16 protein-coding genes are annotated in these 18,743 nt (G+C 38.7%); 5 read left to right on the top strand and 11 right to left on the bottom strand.

Going from position 1 to position 18,743, the window contains the following annotated elements; translation table 11 throughout:
- Positions 1–93 precede the first annotated feature (93 nt).
- The 11 genes from VRHSUH09_RS02295 to VRHSUH09_RS10590 all read right to left on the bottom strand — a co-directional run bounded on the left by VRHSUH09_RS02295 (position 94) and on the right by VRHSUH09_RS10590 (position 13,638).
- Positions 94–594 carry a GNAT family N-acetyltransferase gene (locus VRHSUH09_RS02295; protein WP_054748309.1) on the bottom strand — a complete coding sequence of 167 codons (501 nt, stop codon included), beginning with the start codon at positions 592–594 and terminating at the stop codon, positions 94–96.
- Between the two features lie 255 nt (positions 595–849).
- Complete coding sequence (locus VRHSUH09_RS02290; protein WP_054748310.1) at positions 850–1,518, bottom strand: energy-coupling factor transporter transmembrane component T family protein; 669 nt, start codon at positions 1,516–1,518, stop codon at positions 850–852.
- 9 nt (positions 1,519–1,527) lie between these two features.
- Complete coding sequence (locus tag VRHSUH09_RS02285; RefSeq protein WP_105081256.1) at positions 1,528–2,340, bottom strand: energy-coupling factor ABC transporter ATP-binding protein; 813 nt, start codon at positions 2,338–2,340, stop codon at positions 1,528–1,530.
- Entirely contained in the window at positions 2,333–3,934 is a 1,602-nt protein-coding gene (locus VRHSUH09_RS02280; RefSeq protein ID WP_105081255.1) for a tryptophan transporter, read from the bottom strand. The genes VRHSUH09_RS02285 and VRHSUH09_RS02280 overlap by 8 nt, the downstream gene beginning before the upstream one ends.
- Before the next feature lie 103 nt (positions 3,935–4,037).
- Positions 4,038–4,346 (bottom strand): nucleoside triphosphate pyrophosphohydrolase family protein, encoded by a 309-nt coding sequence (locus VRHSUH09_RS02275; protein ID WP_105081254.1) that lies wholly within the window; start codon positions 4,344–4,346, stop codon positions 4,038–4,040.
- A gap of 130 nt (positions 4,347–4,476) precedes the next feature.
- Complete coding sequence (locus VRHSUH09_RS02270; protein WP_105081253.1) at positions 4,477–7,641, bottom strand: type I restriction endonuclease subunit R; 3,165 nt, start codon at positions 7,639–7,641, stop codon at positions 4,477–4,479.
- Between the two features lie 13 nt (positions 7,642–7,654).
- Positions 7,655–8,866 (bottom strand): restriction endonuclease subunit S, encoded by a 1,212-nt coding sequence (locus tag VRHSUH09_RS02265; RefSeq protein ID WP_105081252.1) that lies wholly within the window; start codon positions 8,864–8,866, stop codon positions 7,655–7,657.
- Positions 8,863–10,713 carry a type I restriction-modification system subunit M gene (locus tag VRHSUH09_RS02260; RefSeq protein WP_105081251.1) on the bottom strand — a complete coding sequence of 617 codons (1,851 nt, stop codon included), beginning with the start codon at positions 10,711–10,713 and terminating at the stop codon, positions 8,863–8,865. The genes VRHSUH09_RS02265 and VRHSUH09_RS02260 overlap by 4 nt, the downstream gene beginning before the upstream one ends.
- A gap of 151 nt (positions 10,714–10,864) precedes the next feature.
- On the bottom strand, positions 10,865–11,395 hold the full coding sequence (locus tag VRHSUH09_RS02255; protein WP_245875981.1) for a nucleoside/nucleotide kinase family protein: 531 nt from the start codon (positions 11,393–11,395) through the stop codon (positions 10,865–10,867).
- Positions 11,389–13,137, bottom strand: a complete 1,749-nt coding sequence (locus tag VRHSUH09_RS02250; RefSeq protein ID WP_167386468.1) for an N-6 DNA methylase — start codon at positions 13,135–13,137, stop codon at positions 11,389–11,391. The genes VRHSUH09_RS02255 and VRHSUH09_RS02250 overlap by 7 nt, the downstream gene beginning before the upstream one ends.
- A 369-nt stretch (positions 13,138–13,506) precedes the next feature.
- A complete protein-coding gene (locus tag VRHSUH09_RS10590; protein ID WP_276329521.1) occupies positions 13,507–13,638 on the bottom strand; it encodes a hypothetical protein in 132 nt (43 codons plus the stop codon).
- Between the two features lie 213 nt (positions 13,639–13,851).
- On the opposite strand from VRHSUH09_RS10590, the gene VRHSUH09_RS02240 reads away from it, so the two are divergent.
- The 5 genes from VRHSUH09_RS02240 to VRHSUH09_RS02220 all read left to right on the top strand — a co-directional run bounded on the left by VRHSUH09_RS02240 (position 13,852) and on the right by VRHSUH09_RS02220 (position 18,742).
- Complete coding sequence (locus VRHSUH09_RS02240) at positions 13,852–14,508, top strand: NAD(P)H-binding protein (RefSeq protein ID WP_105081249.1); 657 nt, start codon at positions 13,852–13,854, stop codon at positions 14,506–14,508.
- A gap of 415 nt (positions 14,509–14,923) precedes the next feature.
- Complete coding sequence (rbsK, locus tag VRHSUH09_RS02235) at positions 14,924–15,811, top strand: ribokinase (protein WP_105081248.1); 888 nt, start codon at positions 14,924–14,926, stop codon at positions 15,809–15,811.
- A gap of 27 nt (positions 15,812–15,838) precedes the next feature.
- Positions 15,839–16,252, top strand: coding sequence for a D-ribose pyranase (gene rbsD, locus VRHSUH09_RS02230; RefSeq protein ID WP_054748328.1), 414 nt, complete (start codon positions 15,839–15,841; stop codon positions 16,250–16,252).
- Between the two features lie 73 nt (positions 16,253–16,325).
- Positions 16,326–17,807 carry a sugar ABC transporter ATP-binding protein gene (locus tag VRHSUH09_RS02225; protein WP_105081247.1) on the top strand — a complete coding sequence of 494 codons (1,482 nt, stop codon included), beginning with the start codon at positions 16,326–16,328 and terminating at the stop codon, positions 17,805–17,807.
- Positions 17,807–18,742: an ABC transporter permease gene (locus tag VRHSUH09_RS02220; RefSeq protein ID WP_060925007.1), complete on the top strand. Its 936-nt coding sequence runs from the start codon at positions 17,807–17,809 to the stop codon at positions 18,740–18,742. The genes VRHSUH09_RS02225 and VRHSUH09_RS02220 overlap by 1 nt, the downstream gene beginning before the upstream one ends.
- Position 18,743: the final 1 nt, after the last annotated feature.

Genomic DNA, 18,743 nt, shown 5'->3' with positions numbered 1-18,743 from the left:
AACCCTTATCTTTCATCTGTACTTTATTAATATATCTGATTAACATATCAATTAATATATCTAGTTTATATATGTATTATTATCTACGTTTTATTATACCAATAATGCGTATGTTTCGGTATCCTGATATTTACCATGTTTGAAACCAACTTGCGGTGTTAGACCACAGTAAGTAAATTCAAACCGTTCATGTAGCGCCGTACTAGCTGCATTTCCTGCCGTAATGACAGATACCACCGTATGTAATGTTTCCGTTTGTTTAGCATGTTCTAATATATGGGCCATCAATTTAGACGCCACGCCTTTGCCGCGATACTCTTGATGAATGTAGATAGATAATTCGACGGTACTTTTGAAAGCATCCTTTGTTCTATACGGTGAAAGCGATGCATAGCCTACAACTACATCATCTATAAGGCCCACAAAAATGCAGTGCTCAGACGTTTGATGAGCCTCATACCACGCCTGCCACTCTGGCAACGTACGTGGCTCAAGATCAAGGGTAGCTACACCGTTTACAACCTCGTAATTATAAATATCTAAACAAGATGCTATATCATCCTTTGTAATTGGTCGTATTACTAATTCACTCATAAGTATTCCTCAAAATTGTGGATATCCTAAAAAACATTATTTCTATTTAACATAATATATAAAAAGAGCACACATACGCAAGAAAAAGGATAAACTGTTCATAGTACATACCATTTCACATTTCTGCATTTTTAAGAAGTAAAAATTGCATATTTTACTTCTATATCCCCAATACAACAAAACTGAGTGGTAAAAACATCAATTTTTACCACTCAGTTTATGTATTTAAGTTTTAATTGTAAATATATGAGAAGATTAAACTACTAGAAATAAAAGCACTGTAATAACAATCAAAGCACCAATCACAGCATAGTCCACAGTTTTCAATCCTACAGATGCGGCAAAGCTATGTGTAGGTCCACCGAAGCCGCGTAGTTCTAGGGACAGCGCCATTGTTTCGGAGCGACCCAAGGATTTTAAAAGCAATGGTTGGATTACAGATGCGTAAGATTTCATGCGCTTCAAGAAGTTGCCTTCTAAGGATAAACCACGGCATGCTTGTGCCTCTTGTACAGCATGGCTTTCAGCAATGAAATCAGGCACAAAGCGAAGTGCTGCAGTGAACATAAATGCATATTCGTAAGGAATTTTGCATTGTGTTACGAGCGCTGCTGTAAGGTCTTGCAATTTTGTAGTTGCTAATAAGCAAATGAATACAAGTGTCATCGCAAGCATACGCAAGCCGGATACGATGGCAGATGTTACATCGCCGCTACCAAGGAATTGGATAACACCAAGGAATACAGCAAAGCTAGTCAAAGCCAACACTGCCTTATGTTGTTTAAATAGCAAACCAGCTACAAATAACACGCCCAGCTCTACAACGACCAAAGCCAATAACGATGCCCAGTCGCGCAATAGAATGGCCCACACGGATACGGCGAGGGTCATCAAGATTTTTGTTAACGGTACTAAACGTTCCATATGTCCCTCCTATTTTCCGCTCAACTGAGCCACTAACTTAGATTTCAATTCATCCATGGATTTGCAATAGCCTAGGGATGGTACCGCTAGTGAAAGTTCCACACTTGGCGGTTTTGTAAGACCTAGGTCTTGCAATTCATCCGTAGACTTCTTGAATAATTCTTCTGGACTGCCATCAAAGGCAACGGTTTGGTTACCCATGATGAGTGCACGGCTACATTCGCTAGCCATGATTTCCATATCATGTGTAATAAGAAGGATCGTAATGCCTTCTTGATTAAGTTGACGCAATAGAGCTAACAACTCTTTAGTTTCCTTACCATCTTGACCACTTGTTGGTTCATCGAGGATGAGGATTTTTGATTGCATTGCTAGTGCAGAAGCGATAGCAACGCGTTGCTTTTCGCCGCGACGCAATGTTGGAGGATAGGCTTCACGCAAGTGAGCGATACCTGTACGCTCCAACACTTCATCAACGATGCGTTTCACTTCGGATTTACTGCGACCTAGTGATTCAGGACCAAAGGCAACCTCTGTGGCTACTGTTGGTCTGAACATTTGGCGATCTGGTTGTTGGAATACATAACCAATAAATTGACCCCGTTTAGATGGCGGCATAGACGTAATATTCGTGCCGTTATAGTACATGCGACCTTCGTTCGCCTTTTCAAGACCAACGAGCAAACGAGTGATAGTCGTTTTACCACAACCATTGCGACCACCGATGGCAATATATTCGCCCCCTTCGATGGTGAAAGTCACATCACGGAAGATGTCTACAGATGGCACATAGCCAAAGCGGATATTTTCAACCTTAAGCATGAGCGCCACCGTCCTTTCCTTGTACATCATCAACGCGTTGAATAGGTTTTCTATCTTCTACTGCAGTAGTATTTGTTTGGTTATTGGCAGAGTTGCTTTCACTATGCACCTCAGTTTGAATGGCATGAGCCATTTCAATTTGGTGCAAGCCCTTGATAGCAGACTCGATGCTGAGCCAAGGCTCATCGCTGTGGAAGCCCGCTTGTTCAAGTTCCATATACGTGGTGAACACGGATGGCAACGCATCAACGTGAATATTGTGTTCGTACATGTAACGAAGCGTAGTTGGCACATCGTCATCACAAGCAATAGAGCCATCCACCATGAGAGCCATGCGGTTTGCATATGGCAATACAGCGTGTAAGTCATGGTCGATAACGACAACGGTAATACCGTGTTTTTGATTTAAATCACCTACGAGGCGATATAATTCGGCAGTCCCATCTGGGTCGAGGGAGCTAGTTGGTTCATCAAGAACAAGAACAGTTGGGTTCGTAGCCAATACGGAAGCGATCGCCAAACGTTGGCGTTGACCACCGGATAGACTAGTAATTTTGCGATCTTCTAAGCCGATAAGACCAACTTGTGCAAACACCTCTTCAGAACGTGCTTTGATGGTGTCACGGTCATAACCGCGATTTTCCATGGCAAAGGCTACTTCTTCTCGAACTGTCATCGTTACGAGTTGAGTGTCGTAATCAGCGAGAACCACACCGATATGGTTCGCTAACTCTGGAATTTCCATTTGTGTAGTCGCTTTACCATCTACGAACACCATGCCTTCAAGGCGGCCACCGTAGAATTTAGGCACAGCCCCTACCATAGCCATGCAAAGAGTACTTTTACCACAACCTGCAGGACCTGTCACAACGAGGAAGTCACCATCATGGACATCGAGATTGATATTTTCAAGAGATGGTGTAGTCGCCTTAGGATGGTAGTAATTTACGTGTTCAATGGAAATCTTAGCTTGGCGCTCAGGCAAGATTGTCAAATGACTGTGATCGGAGCCCAATTCCTCTGCACTCGGCAACATGCCTCGTTTAGAGAATAGACGTTGCGCCGGAATGTACAAGATTGGCGTAATGGCACCGTTCAAAGCGCCTACGATAAGAACCATCGGCCACATACCATACATATATACATTGTCTGGTAAGCCCAATACTTTCCACAAGATGGTAACGAAGATACCGCCAGATACAACAGTCGCTAAGAAGCCAGATAGGATTGGCGTTAAATCAAAGCCACCGATTTTACGGAACTTCACGGACAACATAGCGCGCGTCACGAGAGCTGCTGTCAACGCACCACCTGGTTCAGACAACAAGTTGCCATAAGGGAATGCTGACTTAGATGTCAAAACATTGATGAGGGCCGCTACAAGGCCAATCCCCAACGTTTGACTCAAACTTGGACGAGTCAATAAAATAGCTACGCAGTACGTAGCAATCGTCCAGTTCGGCGTTACCCCAGCCACACTAGGGCTCACCAAATGCAATATCGTGCCCAATGCGAGCATCAATGTGCTGACAGTGACCCATCTAAACTGGCCACCCTGCACATGTGTGTACACAAGATCTTGAATCCGTTCCATAATAGCCTCTTTTCTAAAAATGAATATATAATCTATATTGTATCACTCTTTAGGGACTTTTGCACGCATGAGGGTTAAGAGTAGTATCTTGACTATTATAAACTTACTTCAGATCTTTTAATCTTTCAGTAAGAAACATTTCTACACATTCCTCAAAACTTAGATCCATGCGTTCCGCGAGGATTGCTAACCACCATACACATTCGCCGATTTTAGATGGTAACAATTCTTTGTCTGCACTAGGCCACCGACCTTGGTTATCCATAGTCAATCGCCCCACTAAGCCCGCATCAGTTAAGAATGCCAATGCATCTTCTTCTACTGACCAAACAGAACCATGTATCTCTTTTTCTAGTTCAAAATATTTATTTCTTATTTCTTTTGAAAGTAAGTTGACTTCTTTTAAATCCATAGTGTCCTCCTAGAAAGATTTCTTAAATACATAAGCCTTGTTCTCCATTTATACAAAGGAAAGAGGCTACGTAAGTAGCCTCTTATTAATATTTTAATATACTATCAAAATATATTAAAACTATAAAATCCTATGCCATATACCCAAATCTAGTATATACATACTCAAAGACATCTCCACGACAAACTTCTATTTGTTGTTCATCATAGCTTTCTGGAAGTTCTCTCCAAAGGATATCACGAATTAGATTTTGTATCTCTGCTGTTGTTTCATCTTTATCCGTCCAGTGATCCATCTTAGAAATTGCTTCTGTTATTTTGGTATACATCTCTGTAGCAGTCGCTTTTACTTTCTTAATATCTGCTTTATTAGGATTGCCTCTTGTTAACAAATCAAAGATAGCCAATTCATCATCAGTGGTAAATCCTTCACGGATATAGCGGGATTCTTCTTCCGTTAACTCTTTTACTAACTGTATTAATGCTTCAAATGTTTTTTCTATATTAGTACGGTCTTTTCCAGAGTTATACTCTTCAATAATTTGTCTATAGCGCTCATAGTAATCTCTACGGTTAGGATTAGCTGCTACCAGTCTATCCAAACTACGTTCAATAAAATCACCTAAATCATTGAATAGTAAATTCTTATGTTTGACCCTCGTAAACTCTTTACGCAGAATATTAAAATTGATAGCACTTATATCAATACGAGTTATATACGCTGAACCGACTGCATCTTCTGTTTGCCCTAGAGATTCTTTCATCCCTATATGGTCACTAATAATCGCATTAATAGTAACCATCAAGTCAGTAGTATCTACATCTCGGCGCTTAGGCTTTAACATCCGATGTATTGCTGCAATGGTCTCATACACTCTTCGTGTATCCACAGAAATATCATCACGCTCAATATATTTCATCAACTTATGCAACTCTGATGCACAAGCAGTGAAGGTTTGTTTATCTGCTACAGTATCACAGACAGCATTGGCGGCCTTATTTAAATTAGATAATCTATCAAAAGCATTAATTTTAGCATCAGAAAAATCTTCTATATATATATCCTTCTGTTTAAAAAAGGATATTACCATATTGATTAATTCTAGTATGCGAGAAACGAGCTTCTCTTTATCGATGGTCGGATCTACGCCATCATGATTACCAACATTTGCAGTATATTCAGCCAACGCCTTTTTAAGTGCGTCTACAATACCAATATAATCAATTATTAAACCATTGCTCTTTCCTTCATTAACACGATTAGCACGAGCAATTGTTTGCATTAAGGTATGTGCTTTTAATGGTTTATCTAGATATAAACAGGACAAGCATTTAACATCAAAGCCTGTAAGCCACATAGCACATACAAACACAATACGTAATGGATTATCTGAATCTTTAAACTCTTTATCGAGGTCTCGTTTTACCATTTTCCGTCGATGTGTTTCAATATCTAGACCCCAAGCTTTAAATGTTTGAATTTCATTTTGTTCTTGGCTGATAACAACAGCCATATCCGTTTCTTCCATCCATTTTAGTTTGCGTATTAGTTCTTGTGCTTCTTGTTGTGTCGATGCTTTAATTTGTTTTTTTAGATGCTTAATCTCTTCTTTCCAATATTCCTGTACATAATCGTACATACGAACACAGGTAACTTTATTTAAGCACACAAACATGGCTTTACCACTAGTCCACACATCGGAATAATGTCGTACAAAGTCCTTAGCAATAGAGCGAAGTCTTGGCTCAGCAGTAAGAATATGAATTGATTTTTCAAATTCCTTCTCTAACTTCTCTTGTTGTGCGCTATCTAAATCTGCTGCTTCGATAGCATCAAGAATCTCATCAGTTATCTCTGGATTTTGTAAATCATCTAGCTTAGCACCACGATTTTCATAATACAATGGCACCGTAGCGCCATCTTCAACAGCTCGTTTAAAATCATAGACCGATATATAGCCACCAAAGGTACGTTCTGTAATATTATCATATGAAAGTAATGGTGTACCAGTAAACCCAATACGGGCCGCTGTTGGCAATAGTTTCATCATATTATCTGCATACAGTCCATACTGACTACGATGGGCCTCATCAGACATGATAATGATGTCATGATCAGGATAAATCGGCTCTACATCAGATTTATTGAACTTATGAATCAATGTAAAGATAAAACTAGGATTCCCCTTTAATTTGTTAATTAAATCCTCACCACTAGTGGCAATACATTGTTTTGCCTTACTATCCTTACCAAGAATGCCACAATTTTCAAAGGTATCACTGATTTGTGTATTCAGCTCTTCTCGATCTGTAAGCACTACAAAGGTTGGTGAACATGCCATCTTGCGACGTATCTTCTGTGCAAAAAAAGCCATAGAATAGCTTTTGCCAGAACCTTGTGTATGCCAAAAGACCCCAAGTTTACCAGCTCTTAATTTTCTATCAGCATACGCCTCTACCGCCTTATTTACACCTAAATATTGGTGATTCCGAGCTAATATTTTAGCAGTACGACCGTCAGAATGATCAAAGAGGATAAAATTCTCTAGCAAATCAAGAAAATTTTCCTTATTACAAATACCAAGAAGCATAGTTTCAAAAGCTACACTTCCTTTTTCATCTTCATCTAGCCGCTTCCATTCATGAAAGAATTCATATTTACTACCAACAGTACCAACCTTCGCCTCTAAACCATTAGAAAGCATTACAAAGGCATTGTAATAAAATAATTGTGGAATGGTATCTAGATAGTCTTTATAGTTACCCTCATACGCATTTCGTACATCTATATCCGGCCGTTTCGACTCAACAAACAGCAAAGGAATACCATTCACAAAGCCAACAATATCTGCTCGCCGATTATACAAATCACCATAAACAATAAGCTCCTTTACCGTTAAGAATTCATTATTACGTGCATTATTGAAATCTATAATGGCAGCCTTTTTAATCTCTGTTCTCCCATCAGAACGCTTAACTGTTACAGGAATACCATCACGAAGATAGTTGTATTTCTCTTCGTTAATTTGTAGTAAGGATGCTGTTGATATTCTACGAGTTAATTTAGTAATCGCCTCTATAATTTGTTGTTCATTAATCCAAGGATTTAGTCGTTTAAGGACCTTGCGTATTTCTCTGGTCAATAAGACTTCTTTATAACTAGTCCTACCAAATGTGCCATCTACTCCGAGTTGCTCAGTATTATATGCATATGCAACTTTCCACCCCAATTTATTCTGTAGCACATCACAAGCACTATCCTGAACTAGTTTCTCTTCAGAATAATCATGGCTCATAGGAACACCTCCTTTACACCTCTATTTCCCCACTCATAAGCTTAGGGAGTAAACGATCGCGGGCTTCAGTTAAACAATTTATATTTTTACTTAAATTAAGTATTTTATCAAACAATGGCTTGCTATATTCATAATACTTTTCTAGTAATAAAGTATTAGGGCATAAAATTGATAAATTGCTAAACTTCTCCTTATTAACATTTGTCATAGTGGCCCCATTACTACCAACACCATCTAACAAAGATTTCAAATCCTTCATAGCAAAATATAGATAATATAAAGACCTTTCATCAGCTAAAACTATAGAGTTAATTTGTTGATTAGTCTGACAATCTTCTATAGAAATATTTACAAGACCAACTGTAGCAATACAAGACACCATAATACTATTTTTAGGTATAAATTTATTTTTTTGAGATTTTGCACCTTCTAATGATAGCGTAACTTCTGTCACTAAAGGAAAAATACCTTTATGCATATCTGGTATTTTAATAAAAGGTACTTCACCACCATAATATTGACTTTTCGCTGTAGAAGGTGTTTTACCTGTAATAACCGATCCAAATGATGATACCTTTTTATACTGCCAACCTTCTGGAACCCCATCTACAATTTCCACATTTTCATACCCAGGAAATCGTAAATCTATAAACCATTCTTTATATAAACGCTGTGCAGCCTCCTCAAGGAGCTTGATTTGCTTTTGGTTGTTTTCAATGAGGTTATCATAAGCTGATAGTATATCAACAATCTTATCTTGTATGTCTCTACTAGGACATATCACTTCTAAATTTGATAAATCACTCCCTCGAATACCTGCCTGTGCACATTGACTAACAATAGTTGAAACTGGAGATAACGGTGATTTAAAATAATAATAGTAAAAAAGTGGATTCTCCTCTGATTTCAATCGAACACGTATAATATGAGATTCAAACACCGTTAAATCAGATGTTTCCATTATAATACTACATTTTCCGGCCCCTTCTAAAACTAAAGACTGTCTAGCAAATAGTAGATCACCAACCTCAACCTTTGCATTAATCTTTTCCGAATCTGTCAAAGGAACCAATTCCATTGGTATATCATAAATTCGATCGTAAGAAAATAATTCACCCATATTAATCATTTTATAACCTTCACCACGCACCTTACTGGGTTTTGTTAGGCCATTTCTAGAGTCAATTTTATACAGTGAACCAAACTTAACTTTTTTCCAACTCATAACCCCATCTCCTTCATATTTTTAGAGATAGTTTCCATGAGTATATTAGCTTCTCGTTGTAATACTAATAGTTCTTCATGTATTTCAGCCATGCGTTCTTCAAAGTTAACACCATCATCTTCTACAGGGGCTACACCAACATAAGCACCTGGTGTGAGGGACCACCCTTTATCTTCGATGCTTACACCCTCATTGTCACCTTTAGCTTCATTTGTGATATACGCAACCTTACATAAACCTGGGACGTCTAGATATTCACCATCGCCAAATTTTTCATATAACCATTGAGCTTCTTGAGCAATGGTTAATGTTGCTTTAATAGCTTCTACCTTTTCATCGTATTCTTGTTGAACTTTTTTGCCTTTACCTCGACCCGCATCAGCAACAGCTTGTTTACCTTCTACCTCAATAGCTTTCACTTGTTCAGAAAGAGTCTCTATATGTTCAGCAAAGGTTTTATCATCACCTAATACTTGGCGATATTCATTAAGCAGTTCTGTATATTTCTCAACTTCCCCACGATAGAGCCAAACGATAGCATTTAAATTCTTTAATTGCCATTCTGTCCATTCGTTTAATGTACGATCAACAACTGTATAGTAATTACGGGCATCAATAAATAGTACCTTATCTTTTATGGACTCTGGTTTTGCTTTATCAAAGAACCATAAGGAACATGGCAAGGATTTTGTATAGAAGAAGTTATTACCAACGCTCACCATTACATCGACAGCACCAGTTTTAACTAGGCTTTCACGAATATCCTTATCCTTACCTTGACTATCCGTAGCAGAGGACGCCATAACGAAACCAGCACGACCTGTATCATTTAGATAGCTATAAAAATAAGAAATCCAAAGATAATTGGCATTACCAATCTCCTTATTTTTATTAATACCAGGCATACCAAATGGCAAACGTCCCGCAGCCTGTGTAGATTCAGATTTAACTTTATCTACATTAAATGGAGGATTAGCCATAATATAGTCACAGCGACCATCTAATTGATGAGCATCATTGTAAAAGCTATTGCCTTCATCACCTGATTTAATAACACCAGTTAAACCATGAACGGCCATATTCATTAAACAAAGTTGAGCGTTATACTCTACCTTTTCTTGACCATAAAATGTCATCGCACTATTTGCATTCATGCCATGAGAATTAACAAAGTCACCAGATTGAATGAACATACCACCAGATCCGCAGGCAGGGTCAAATAGCGTACCATGAATTGGCTCAAGAACATTAACAATCATCTTAACTAGAGATTTAGGCGTAAAGAATACACCATCATCGGAAGCAATGTTCTTAGCAAATTTGTTTAAGAAATACTCATAGATTCGCCCAATGATATCTCCACCTACTTCATCAAGGGCAGAGTTATTAAAGATACGAAGGATTTCGGCTAATAGTTCGTCTGAAAAGTCTGTATAATTCTTAGGCAATATCCCTGTAAGTTGTGTACTTTGCTCTTCGATTAAAGCCATGGCATTATTGACTACTTCACCAAGGCTAGTCATAACTTGACCATCTTTACTAGTTAAAGTTGCACCTTTGATATCCTCTGGCAAATTAAGAAGATAGTCATATTGTGCTTCTACTGGTAAATAAAGGGCACTTTTAGCCTTAAAGTCACTAGCTTCTACAGGCATAACGCGACCATTACGCATAGGTCTATCTTTTAAAATTTCAGCCTCAACAAGTTTAAAACGACTATACGCATAGCGTAAGAAGATAAGACCTAAAACAGGCATACAATATTGATTTGACGTTAGTTTAGAGCCTGCACGTAATGCATCTGCAGCTTCCCATAATTCGTTCTCTAGCTTTCGTATATTAATCATCGTTTCAACCCTTACATTATCAATAATACATGCAAAGTCATATAAAGTTTTAATACCAATATATGACTTTAAAACATGTATTTTTACCTATTTTATATCAATATTATACCATTATAAAGATAGTTACTAGTTATGGACTCTAGAGACTATGCTATGCAGCCAAAAATCCAGATTCCAATTCTTCTCGAAGAATTTGTTTAATGTTGGTTTTTGTAATCTTCAAGCTACCATTAGCAGTAGCTCGTCTTACACAAGGGAATCCCTCTGTATTTTCCATTCGATTAATAACACTACTGAATTCATCCTTGCCATAAGTAGAATGTGGCATTGGTCCAACTATGATCAGTCTATATTTATTGTTATACATAAGGTTATTAAACTGATAACGTTGAATATCTTCGTAATCAGTATGGCATTCTACTCGGCCTCTTAATCCCATTGCATTAAAGATGCCTTGGAGATCCTTTACCTTGCAATTCGTTTCACCGATGATAAGGATTTTTCCGTCCGGAGAGCCAATAGAATCATCAACCATAGATGGTGTTAAATCTGGATAGTGATATTTTGTTAAAACAGTTTTTAAGTTATTGTTTTTAAAAGCTTGTGTAAGTTCTTCTGTAAAGTATTTAATCGCTTCACCCAATAAGGATGCATCATTCATGATATTAACATGTGTTACCAATTGAATTCCTCCTCTACAATTAATTCTTTTTGTCCGTTCAATGTTTTTAGTTCTTCTTTTATTGTTTTGATTTGAGTTTCTATCATTTGTATACGATTGACAACTTCTCTTTGCCTTTCAATAGAAACTTTTGGAATCTGCAGAGTTTTCAAATCTTTGAGAGATAAAGACTTAATTAATTGACCTACTGCAAATCGTTCTATTTGTTCACGACCCGCCTTACTATTGAAATAAAGTGCTAAGTATGGAAGCAAATATTGATTTTTATATTTTGGCAAGATAGTAATAGAGAATTGGTTGCCATTGGCAATCAATTTATCATTACCTTCAACATATAGCATGTTAGATCTAAATGGTGATGTTCTCCCCAATAGCCAAGTATCATTATCTAAAAGCGTAAACTTTCTTTTAAGTTTTTCCACATCAATGAATGGGCTTTGTGAATAATCTACAGCATCACCATCAGCATCTTTTGTGTATAAATAACGAACACCTGTATCTACATCTGTAACAAAATCATCTAATTCTTTAGAAGAAATGACTAGACCCCGACTAATATTACAGATTTCTCCTAAAGGTATACCATCAATAACATTAGTTTTTAAGGTGTATCGTTTAGGTAATAAATTATAACCTTCTCTTGCAATAGATTCGATACTTTCAAATCTACAAATCTCGGGATTAGCCAAGTCTTCTAGTACTGTAGCTACCTCTATGTCTTTTCTACGACGCTGCTCTGTATAGGCTTGACTTGCATCTAAGAATTTAACACCTTTATTGCCATATGATAATACGACTGCATATAACTCAATGCCTGTATTCTCAAGCAAACGATCTGGAAGTTCAATAATACTTTCAATATAGCCCTTCTCAACTAATGCTTGTCTTGTTTTTACACTGAGATTATTCGCTAATGTTGAGTTAGTAATCAAAGTTACCATTTTACCATTTCGATCTAGCAAACTGAGATTAAAGAGAATTTCATGCCACTCACCATCAGCAATCTTAGATTCTGGAACATCTAATTTTGATAAGGATGTTCTTTCTGGAAAGTACTCCATAGCCTTAGAGGAAGGTCGCCAAAGAGGCATTGTTAAAATTCGATCAAATAATTGATTTTCAACAATATCTTTAGGCTGAATAACCCCACCTGACTTCATATCTTGTTGAATTATTTGAAGCAATAACAATCGTAATTGTAAAACAACCATTAAGTCAGGGTGTATTGCATATGCAGTATAGTTAAGTGAAGGCATTCTACTTGCCATATCTACTAATATACGACCTGGATTTGCATTACCTTGTAAGAAAGAGCATTCCTTAAGACTATTACAATCTACCAGTTCCTCTAATAAATTATTGAGAGACTCATTATCTTCTCTTGCTCCATCCTCTCGATATAGCTTTTGCTCATCATAGAATAATGCTATACCTAATAAGAAATCATCCACATAGTGTGCATTATGACTAATAAATTTTCGTATATATTCCTCATGGATATATGCTTTCATTGTATTTTGAAATCCTGGATTATTAATTTTACCAGAGCCTAAAAAATTATCTAATGAACCAAAATCCATATCATAATGTTTGTAAAGATAAATCAATGCAGCCGTAACATTAATATCATGTCTTTTACGACCATTTGTAAAACGAACATCATCCCAATCACGTTTAAATTCTCTTACTTTGTCTTGAGAATTAAAATACATTTTTTTCAAATTCATAAGTGTCTTTTTCAAAAGATCCTCCATTCTGGTTTTTATAAACCGTTATAAATCACTGTAAAAATTTCGCCCCTTTTATATAGGAGCATTTTATTTGGTTTAAACATACCATTTTATAAATCCATATTTTTTTACTCCTGGAATCCAGGAGCTCTAACTTGGTTTAATAATACCATTTTTATACCGTTCTGTCAAACGGTTTCTTTAAACCAAATTATAAATATCAAAAAATAAAATAGCAATATATTCTACCTCCTCCTTATTCTGGTTTTAATAAACCAATTTTATTGTAATTGTTTTTTTGCTCCCATACTCGGGAGCTTTATCTTGGTTTTATTCTAACACTTTCAGATTTTCATGTCAAGTGGTTTTTATAAACCACTTTCAAATCCCAAATTCACACTTTAGTTCTTCTGGTGAAATCCACCCTTGTTCTTCACCAGATTTACGACCGGTCTCTAAAGCGCTCATAAGTTTTATCGTAGCCATTATACGTTCATGATCTTGAATTTCCATAATTACATATCTTCCTTTACCATTTAAATTTATATCATAAATGATTACTTTCAATTGGCTCTTCTTATGTAGTATTATACTACATCTAACTTTATTTTACGGCTCATTAATCGAACTTTTACGATCATAATGTAAATTATATTCTCACTTTCCCGTCATATAATTGTGATATAATGCCTGTAAATACTTATGCCCGGGACATAGGAGGTCTATATGTACAAATATATTACTATTTTAGGGGCCGCTGGCCAGATTGCACAGAAGTTAACTGCTACATTATTAACATATACAGACATGCACCTTACATTATATGGTCGCCAATTATCCACGCGTTTACATCCTGAAATCTTGGAACATGAACGAGTGACTGTCATCGAGGGCTCCTTCCAAAATCCTGCAAAATTAGAACAAGCTGTAACAAACGCTGAAATTGTTTTCGTAGGTGCCATGGAGGCTGGTAGTGATATGGCATCCATCGTGAAAGCATTGAGTCGCAAAAATGTACGCCGCGTTATTGGCCTTTCCATGGCTGGTCTTTCTGGTGAATTTCCTGCAGCACTTGAAAAATGGACCTTCGACAACTTACCGATTAGCTATGTACAAGGCGAACGCCAAGCACGCAATGTATTGCGCGAATCCAACTTAAACTACACAATCTTGCGCCTCACCTGGCTCTACAATGATCCGGAAAATACAAATTACGAGCTCATCCCTGAAGGGGCTCAATTTAACGATGCTCAAGTGACACGCGAAGCCGTTGTAAAAGCCATTTTCGATATTTTACATGTAGAGGATGAAACTCCGTTCCACCGCACCAGTATTGGCGTAGGTGAGCCCGGTACACACTACGACAAACCAAGCTTTCACTAATATATAACTATATTAAGAACAAAGGCCTAACAAACTATGAATATAGGTAAAAGAAACCTTTGATAGCATAGACAAAATGTTAGAAAAAATATAAATAGTATAATCTATTATTTTTTTATATAAGGTATATCCAAAATCCAGAGAGTACATTTTTACTCATATAACACAGATTTTGGGTATACCTTTTCTTATTCATATATTTTATAGTTATTTATATAGATAAACTTCTGTATTTCGGCTATACTAATAAATGATTAAGTTATACTAATAGATATGTGAAAGTAAACGCTCATGCGGTTATCAATTACATGTATATATATATTTTACTGAATAAACCCCTGGGTTATTTATGTATAAATATTAATGATATCCATTTTTAGCCCCACTTGGAGCTGATACTTATTAAGGAGTTATTATGAATCGCATTGTTGTTATTGGCAGTTGCAACATGGATATTGTAGTGCTCGCCGATAAACGTCCGGCGGCAGGTGAAACAATCATGGGCAACGAATTGCACATCGCCCACGGCGGTAAAGGTGCTAACCAAGCAGTAGCAGCTGCACGTCTTGGTGCAGAGGTGACTATGGTAGGTTGTATCGGTGCAGATGCATACGGCCAAATGATTTTAGATAATCTAAAAGAAAATCATATCAATACAGACTACATCGTTACGGTTCCAAATACTACAACTGGCACAGCCCACATCACATTGGCTGAAGGGGATAACAGTATTATCGTTATTGCAGGTGCTAATGCAAAGGTGGACCAATCTGTCGTAGATAATGCTTGGTCTGCTATTGAGCAAGCAGATCTCGTAATGGTGCAAAACGAAATTCCTATTCCCACAATCGAATACATCGTTCGTCGTTGCCACGAGGCTAATGTGAAAGTCCTCTTAAATCCAGCTCCAGCAGCTGACCTCAATCCTGAATGGTTAGAATTGGCAACCTATATTACGCCAAACGAGCATGAACTATCTGCTCTCTACCCTAATCAATCGACAGAGGAAACATTATTGGCAAACGAAAATAAAATCATCGTTACCCTTGGTAGCAAGGGTGTAGGCTACGCCGACAACGGTGAAATCCACACCGTATCTGGCTTCAAGGTTGAACCGGTAGATACAACAGGCGCAGGTGATACCTTCAACGGGGCCTTTGCAACAGCTATCGTCAATGGTAAAAGCTTAGCTGACGCGTTGCACTACGGTAATGCAGCTGCGGCCCTCTCCATCCAACGTTTGGGTGCCCAAGGCGGCATGCCAACAAAGGACGAGGTCGCTGTATTCTTGGCAAAGAATTAGCATATTGAATAGAAAAAGGAGTTATCCATGCAACGATACGGCATTTTAAATAGCCATATTGCTAAGGTGCTTGCTGATTTAGGTCACACAGATACAATTTGTATCTCCGACTGCGGATTGCCAGTACCTGAAGGGGTTCAAAAGATTGATTTAGCCTTAGATTTTGGTGTACCAAGCTTTGAACAAGTGGTATCCATCATCGCTAAGCATATGAAATCCGAAGCGGTTCATGTGGCAAAGGAAATTAAGGAACATAATCCTAAAGCTTATGACTTCTTGGAGTCTACCTTCCCATCCAATCAATACGAATGGATTGAAACGAGCCATGATGCTTTCAAAGAAGCAACAAAACAATGCAAATGCATTATTAGAACTGGTGAAGCATCTCCGTATGCCAACATTATCTTGCGCGCCGATTGTATTTTCAGCGATCGTCCCTAGAGCAATAGATTAACTGACCCTCAAATCTATTACATACATTAGAGATACTTTCACAAGGCATATAGGAGTAGTTATGGAAATTGTTATGTCAGGCATTGCAAAGGCATTTGGTACGAACCAAGTACTACGCGATGTAAGTATTACCCTCAAGGAGGGCGAGGTTCACGCCTTGATGGGTGAAAACGGCGCCGGCAAATCCACCCTCATGAATATCCTTACGGGCATTCACAAGGCAGATGCTGGTAAAATCACCATCGACGGTGTAGAGCGGACCTTCCCGAACCCGAGAGAGGCCGAACTAAACGGTGTAGCTTTCATCCACCAAGAGCTCAACATTTGGCCAAATCTAACCTTGTTAGAAAATCTATATTTAATGAGACCGAAGCGCAATAAATTCGGTATGCTCGATAAAAAGGCGATGCTCGAAGAAGCACAAAATACGTGCCGCGAACTAGGCATCGAATTGCCGCTCACAACGGAAGCAGGCCTTTGCTCCGTCGGTCACCAACAGATGACGGAAATCCTTCGTATCTTGATGTTAGATGCCAAGGTTGTCATCATGGACGAACCGACAGCAGCCCTCACAGAGCGTGAAACGGCGACATTGTTCAAAATGATGCGCAAAATGAAAGCCCGTGGCGTGGCTATCGTATATATCTCTCACCGTATGGAAGAAGTATTTAGCGAATGCGATACCATCACGGTTATGCGTGATGGTCACACCATCATTACGAAGCCAACTGCTGAGATTTCTGTAGATGAAGTAGTACGCCACATGGTAGGTCGTTCTATCGATGAGTTCTACCCAGCTCGCACTACTACACCAGGCGAAGTTGTGATGAGCGTCGATAACCTTAAACCAGAAGGTTTCGACAACGAAATCTCCTTCTCCTTACGCAAAGGCGAAATCCTCGGCGTCGCAGGCCTCATGGGTGCTGGCCGTACAGAAATTATGCGCGCTATCTTCGGTGTAGATAAACACAATGGCGGTACCGTAACAGTTAACGGATCCGTTCTCAACTGTAAAAAACCAGAAGATGCCATCAAAGCTGGCATTGCTTTCATCACAGAAAACAGAAAAAGCGAAGGCTTGATCCTCGATTTCTCCATCGGTTCCAATATTACATTGCCGAACCTTAGCGAAATTTGTCCATCTCATGTACTGGATAAGGGCAAGCTCAATTCCTTTGCTGACGAATTGTCTAAAAAGCTAGGCGTTAAAACACAATCTATTCACGAACCGGCGTCCTCCCTCTCTGGTGGTAACCAACAAAAGGTGGTTATCGCGAAATGGGTTGGTAAAAAGCCATCCATTATCATCATGGACGAACCGACGCGAGGTATCGATATCGGTGCGAAACGTGATATTTATGATTTAATGAACGAATTAACGAACGATGGTGTGTCCATTATCATGGTGTCCTCTGAGTTACCTGAAGTGCTAGGCATGAGCGACCGCGTTATGGTCATTCATGAAGGTCGCGTAGCAGGTATCTTGGACCGCTGCGATGCAACACCAGAATCGATTATGACATTAGCCACAGGAGGACAATAATGGACAGCAAAGCTCTACAGTATATAAAAAAATTAGGCCCCCTCATCGGCCTCATCCTATTATTTATCATTATCTCTGTCATGAACGACAGTTTCCTTGAATTCTCTAACTTGCGTAACTTATTACGCCAAGTATCCATCAATGCGATTATCGCCTTTGGTATGACGTTCGTCATCTTAACAGGCGGTATCGACTTATCCGTCGGTTCCATCCTTGCCCTCTCTAGTGCAGTGATGGCCAACCTCATCGTAACTGGTACTGACCCTGTATTGGCTATCGTGTTGGCTGCCGGTGCAGGCCTTGTATTGGGCGGTATTAACGGTCTCGTTATTACCTATGGTCGCGTAGCTCCATTTATTGCTACCTTGGCGACCATGACAATCTACCGTGGTGCGACGCTAGTATTTACAGACGGTAACCCAATCTCCGGCCTTACACAAGATCCTCTATTCCACGGCTTTGGCCAAGGGGATATTGCAGGCCTTCCAGTTCCAGCCATCACAATGTTCCTAGCTTTCATCGCCCTCTGGTTCGTATTGAGCCGCACATCCTTAGGCCGTAAAACATACGCCGTAGGTGGTAGCGAAAAGGTTAGTTACATTGCTGGTATCAAGATTGACCGCGTTAAAATCTTCGTGTATGCCTTAACTGGTATGCTCTGTGGTATCGCTGGTGCAATCATTACTTCTCGTCTTAACTCTGCACAACCTACAGCAGGTGCAGGCTACGAACTTGACGCTATCGCAGCGGTAGTTCTTGGCGGTACAAGCCTTGCTGGTGGTCGTGGTCATATCGTTGGCACATTAATTGGTGCCCTAATTATCGGTACCCTCAACAACGGGTTAAATATTCTCGACGTTTCCAGTTTCTATCAACAAGTTGTAAAAGGTATTGTTATTTTACTGGCTGTTCTTGCAGACCGTAAGAAAGCCTAGG

This window comes from Veillonella rogosae JCM 15642 (assembly GCF_002959775.1).
GTDB classification, from domain to species: Bacteria; Bacillota; Negativicutes; order Veillonellales; family Veillonellaceae; genus Veillonella; species Veillonella rogosae.
This window is presented reverse-complemented; position numbering and strand designations above follow the sequence as displayed.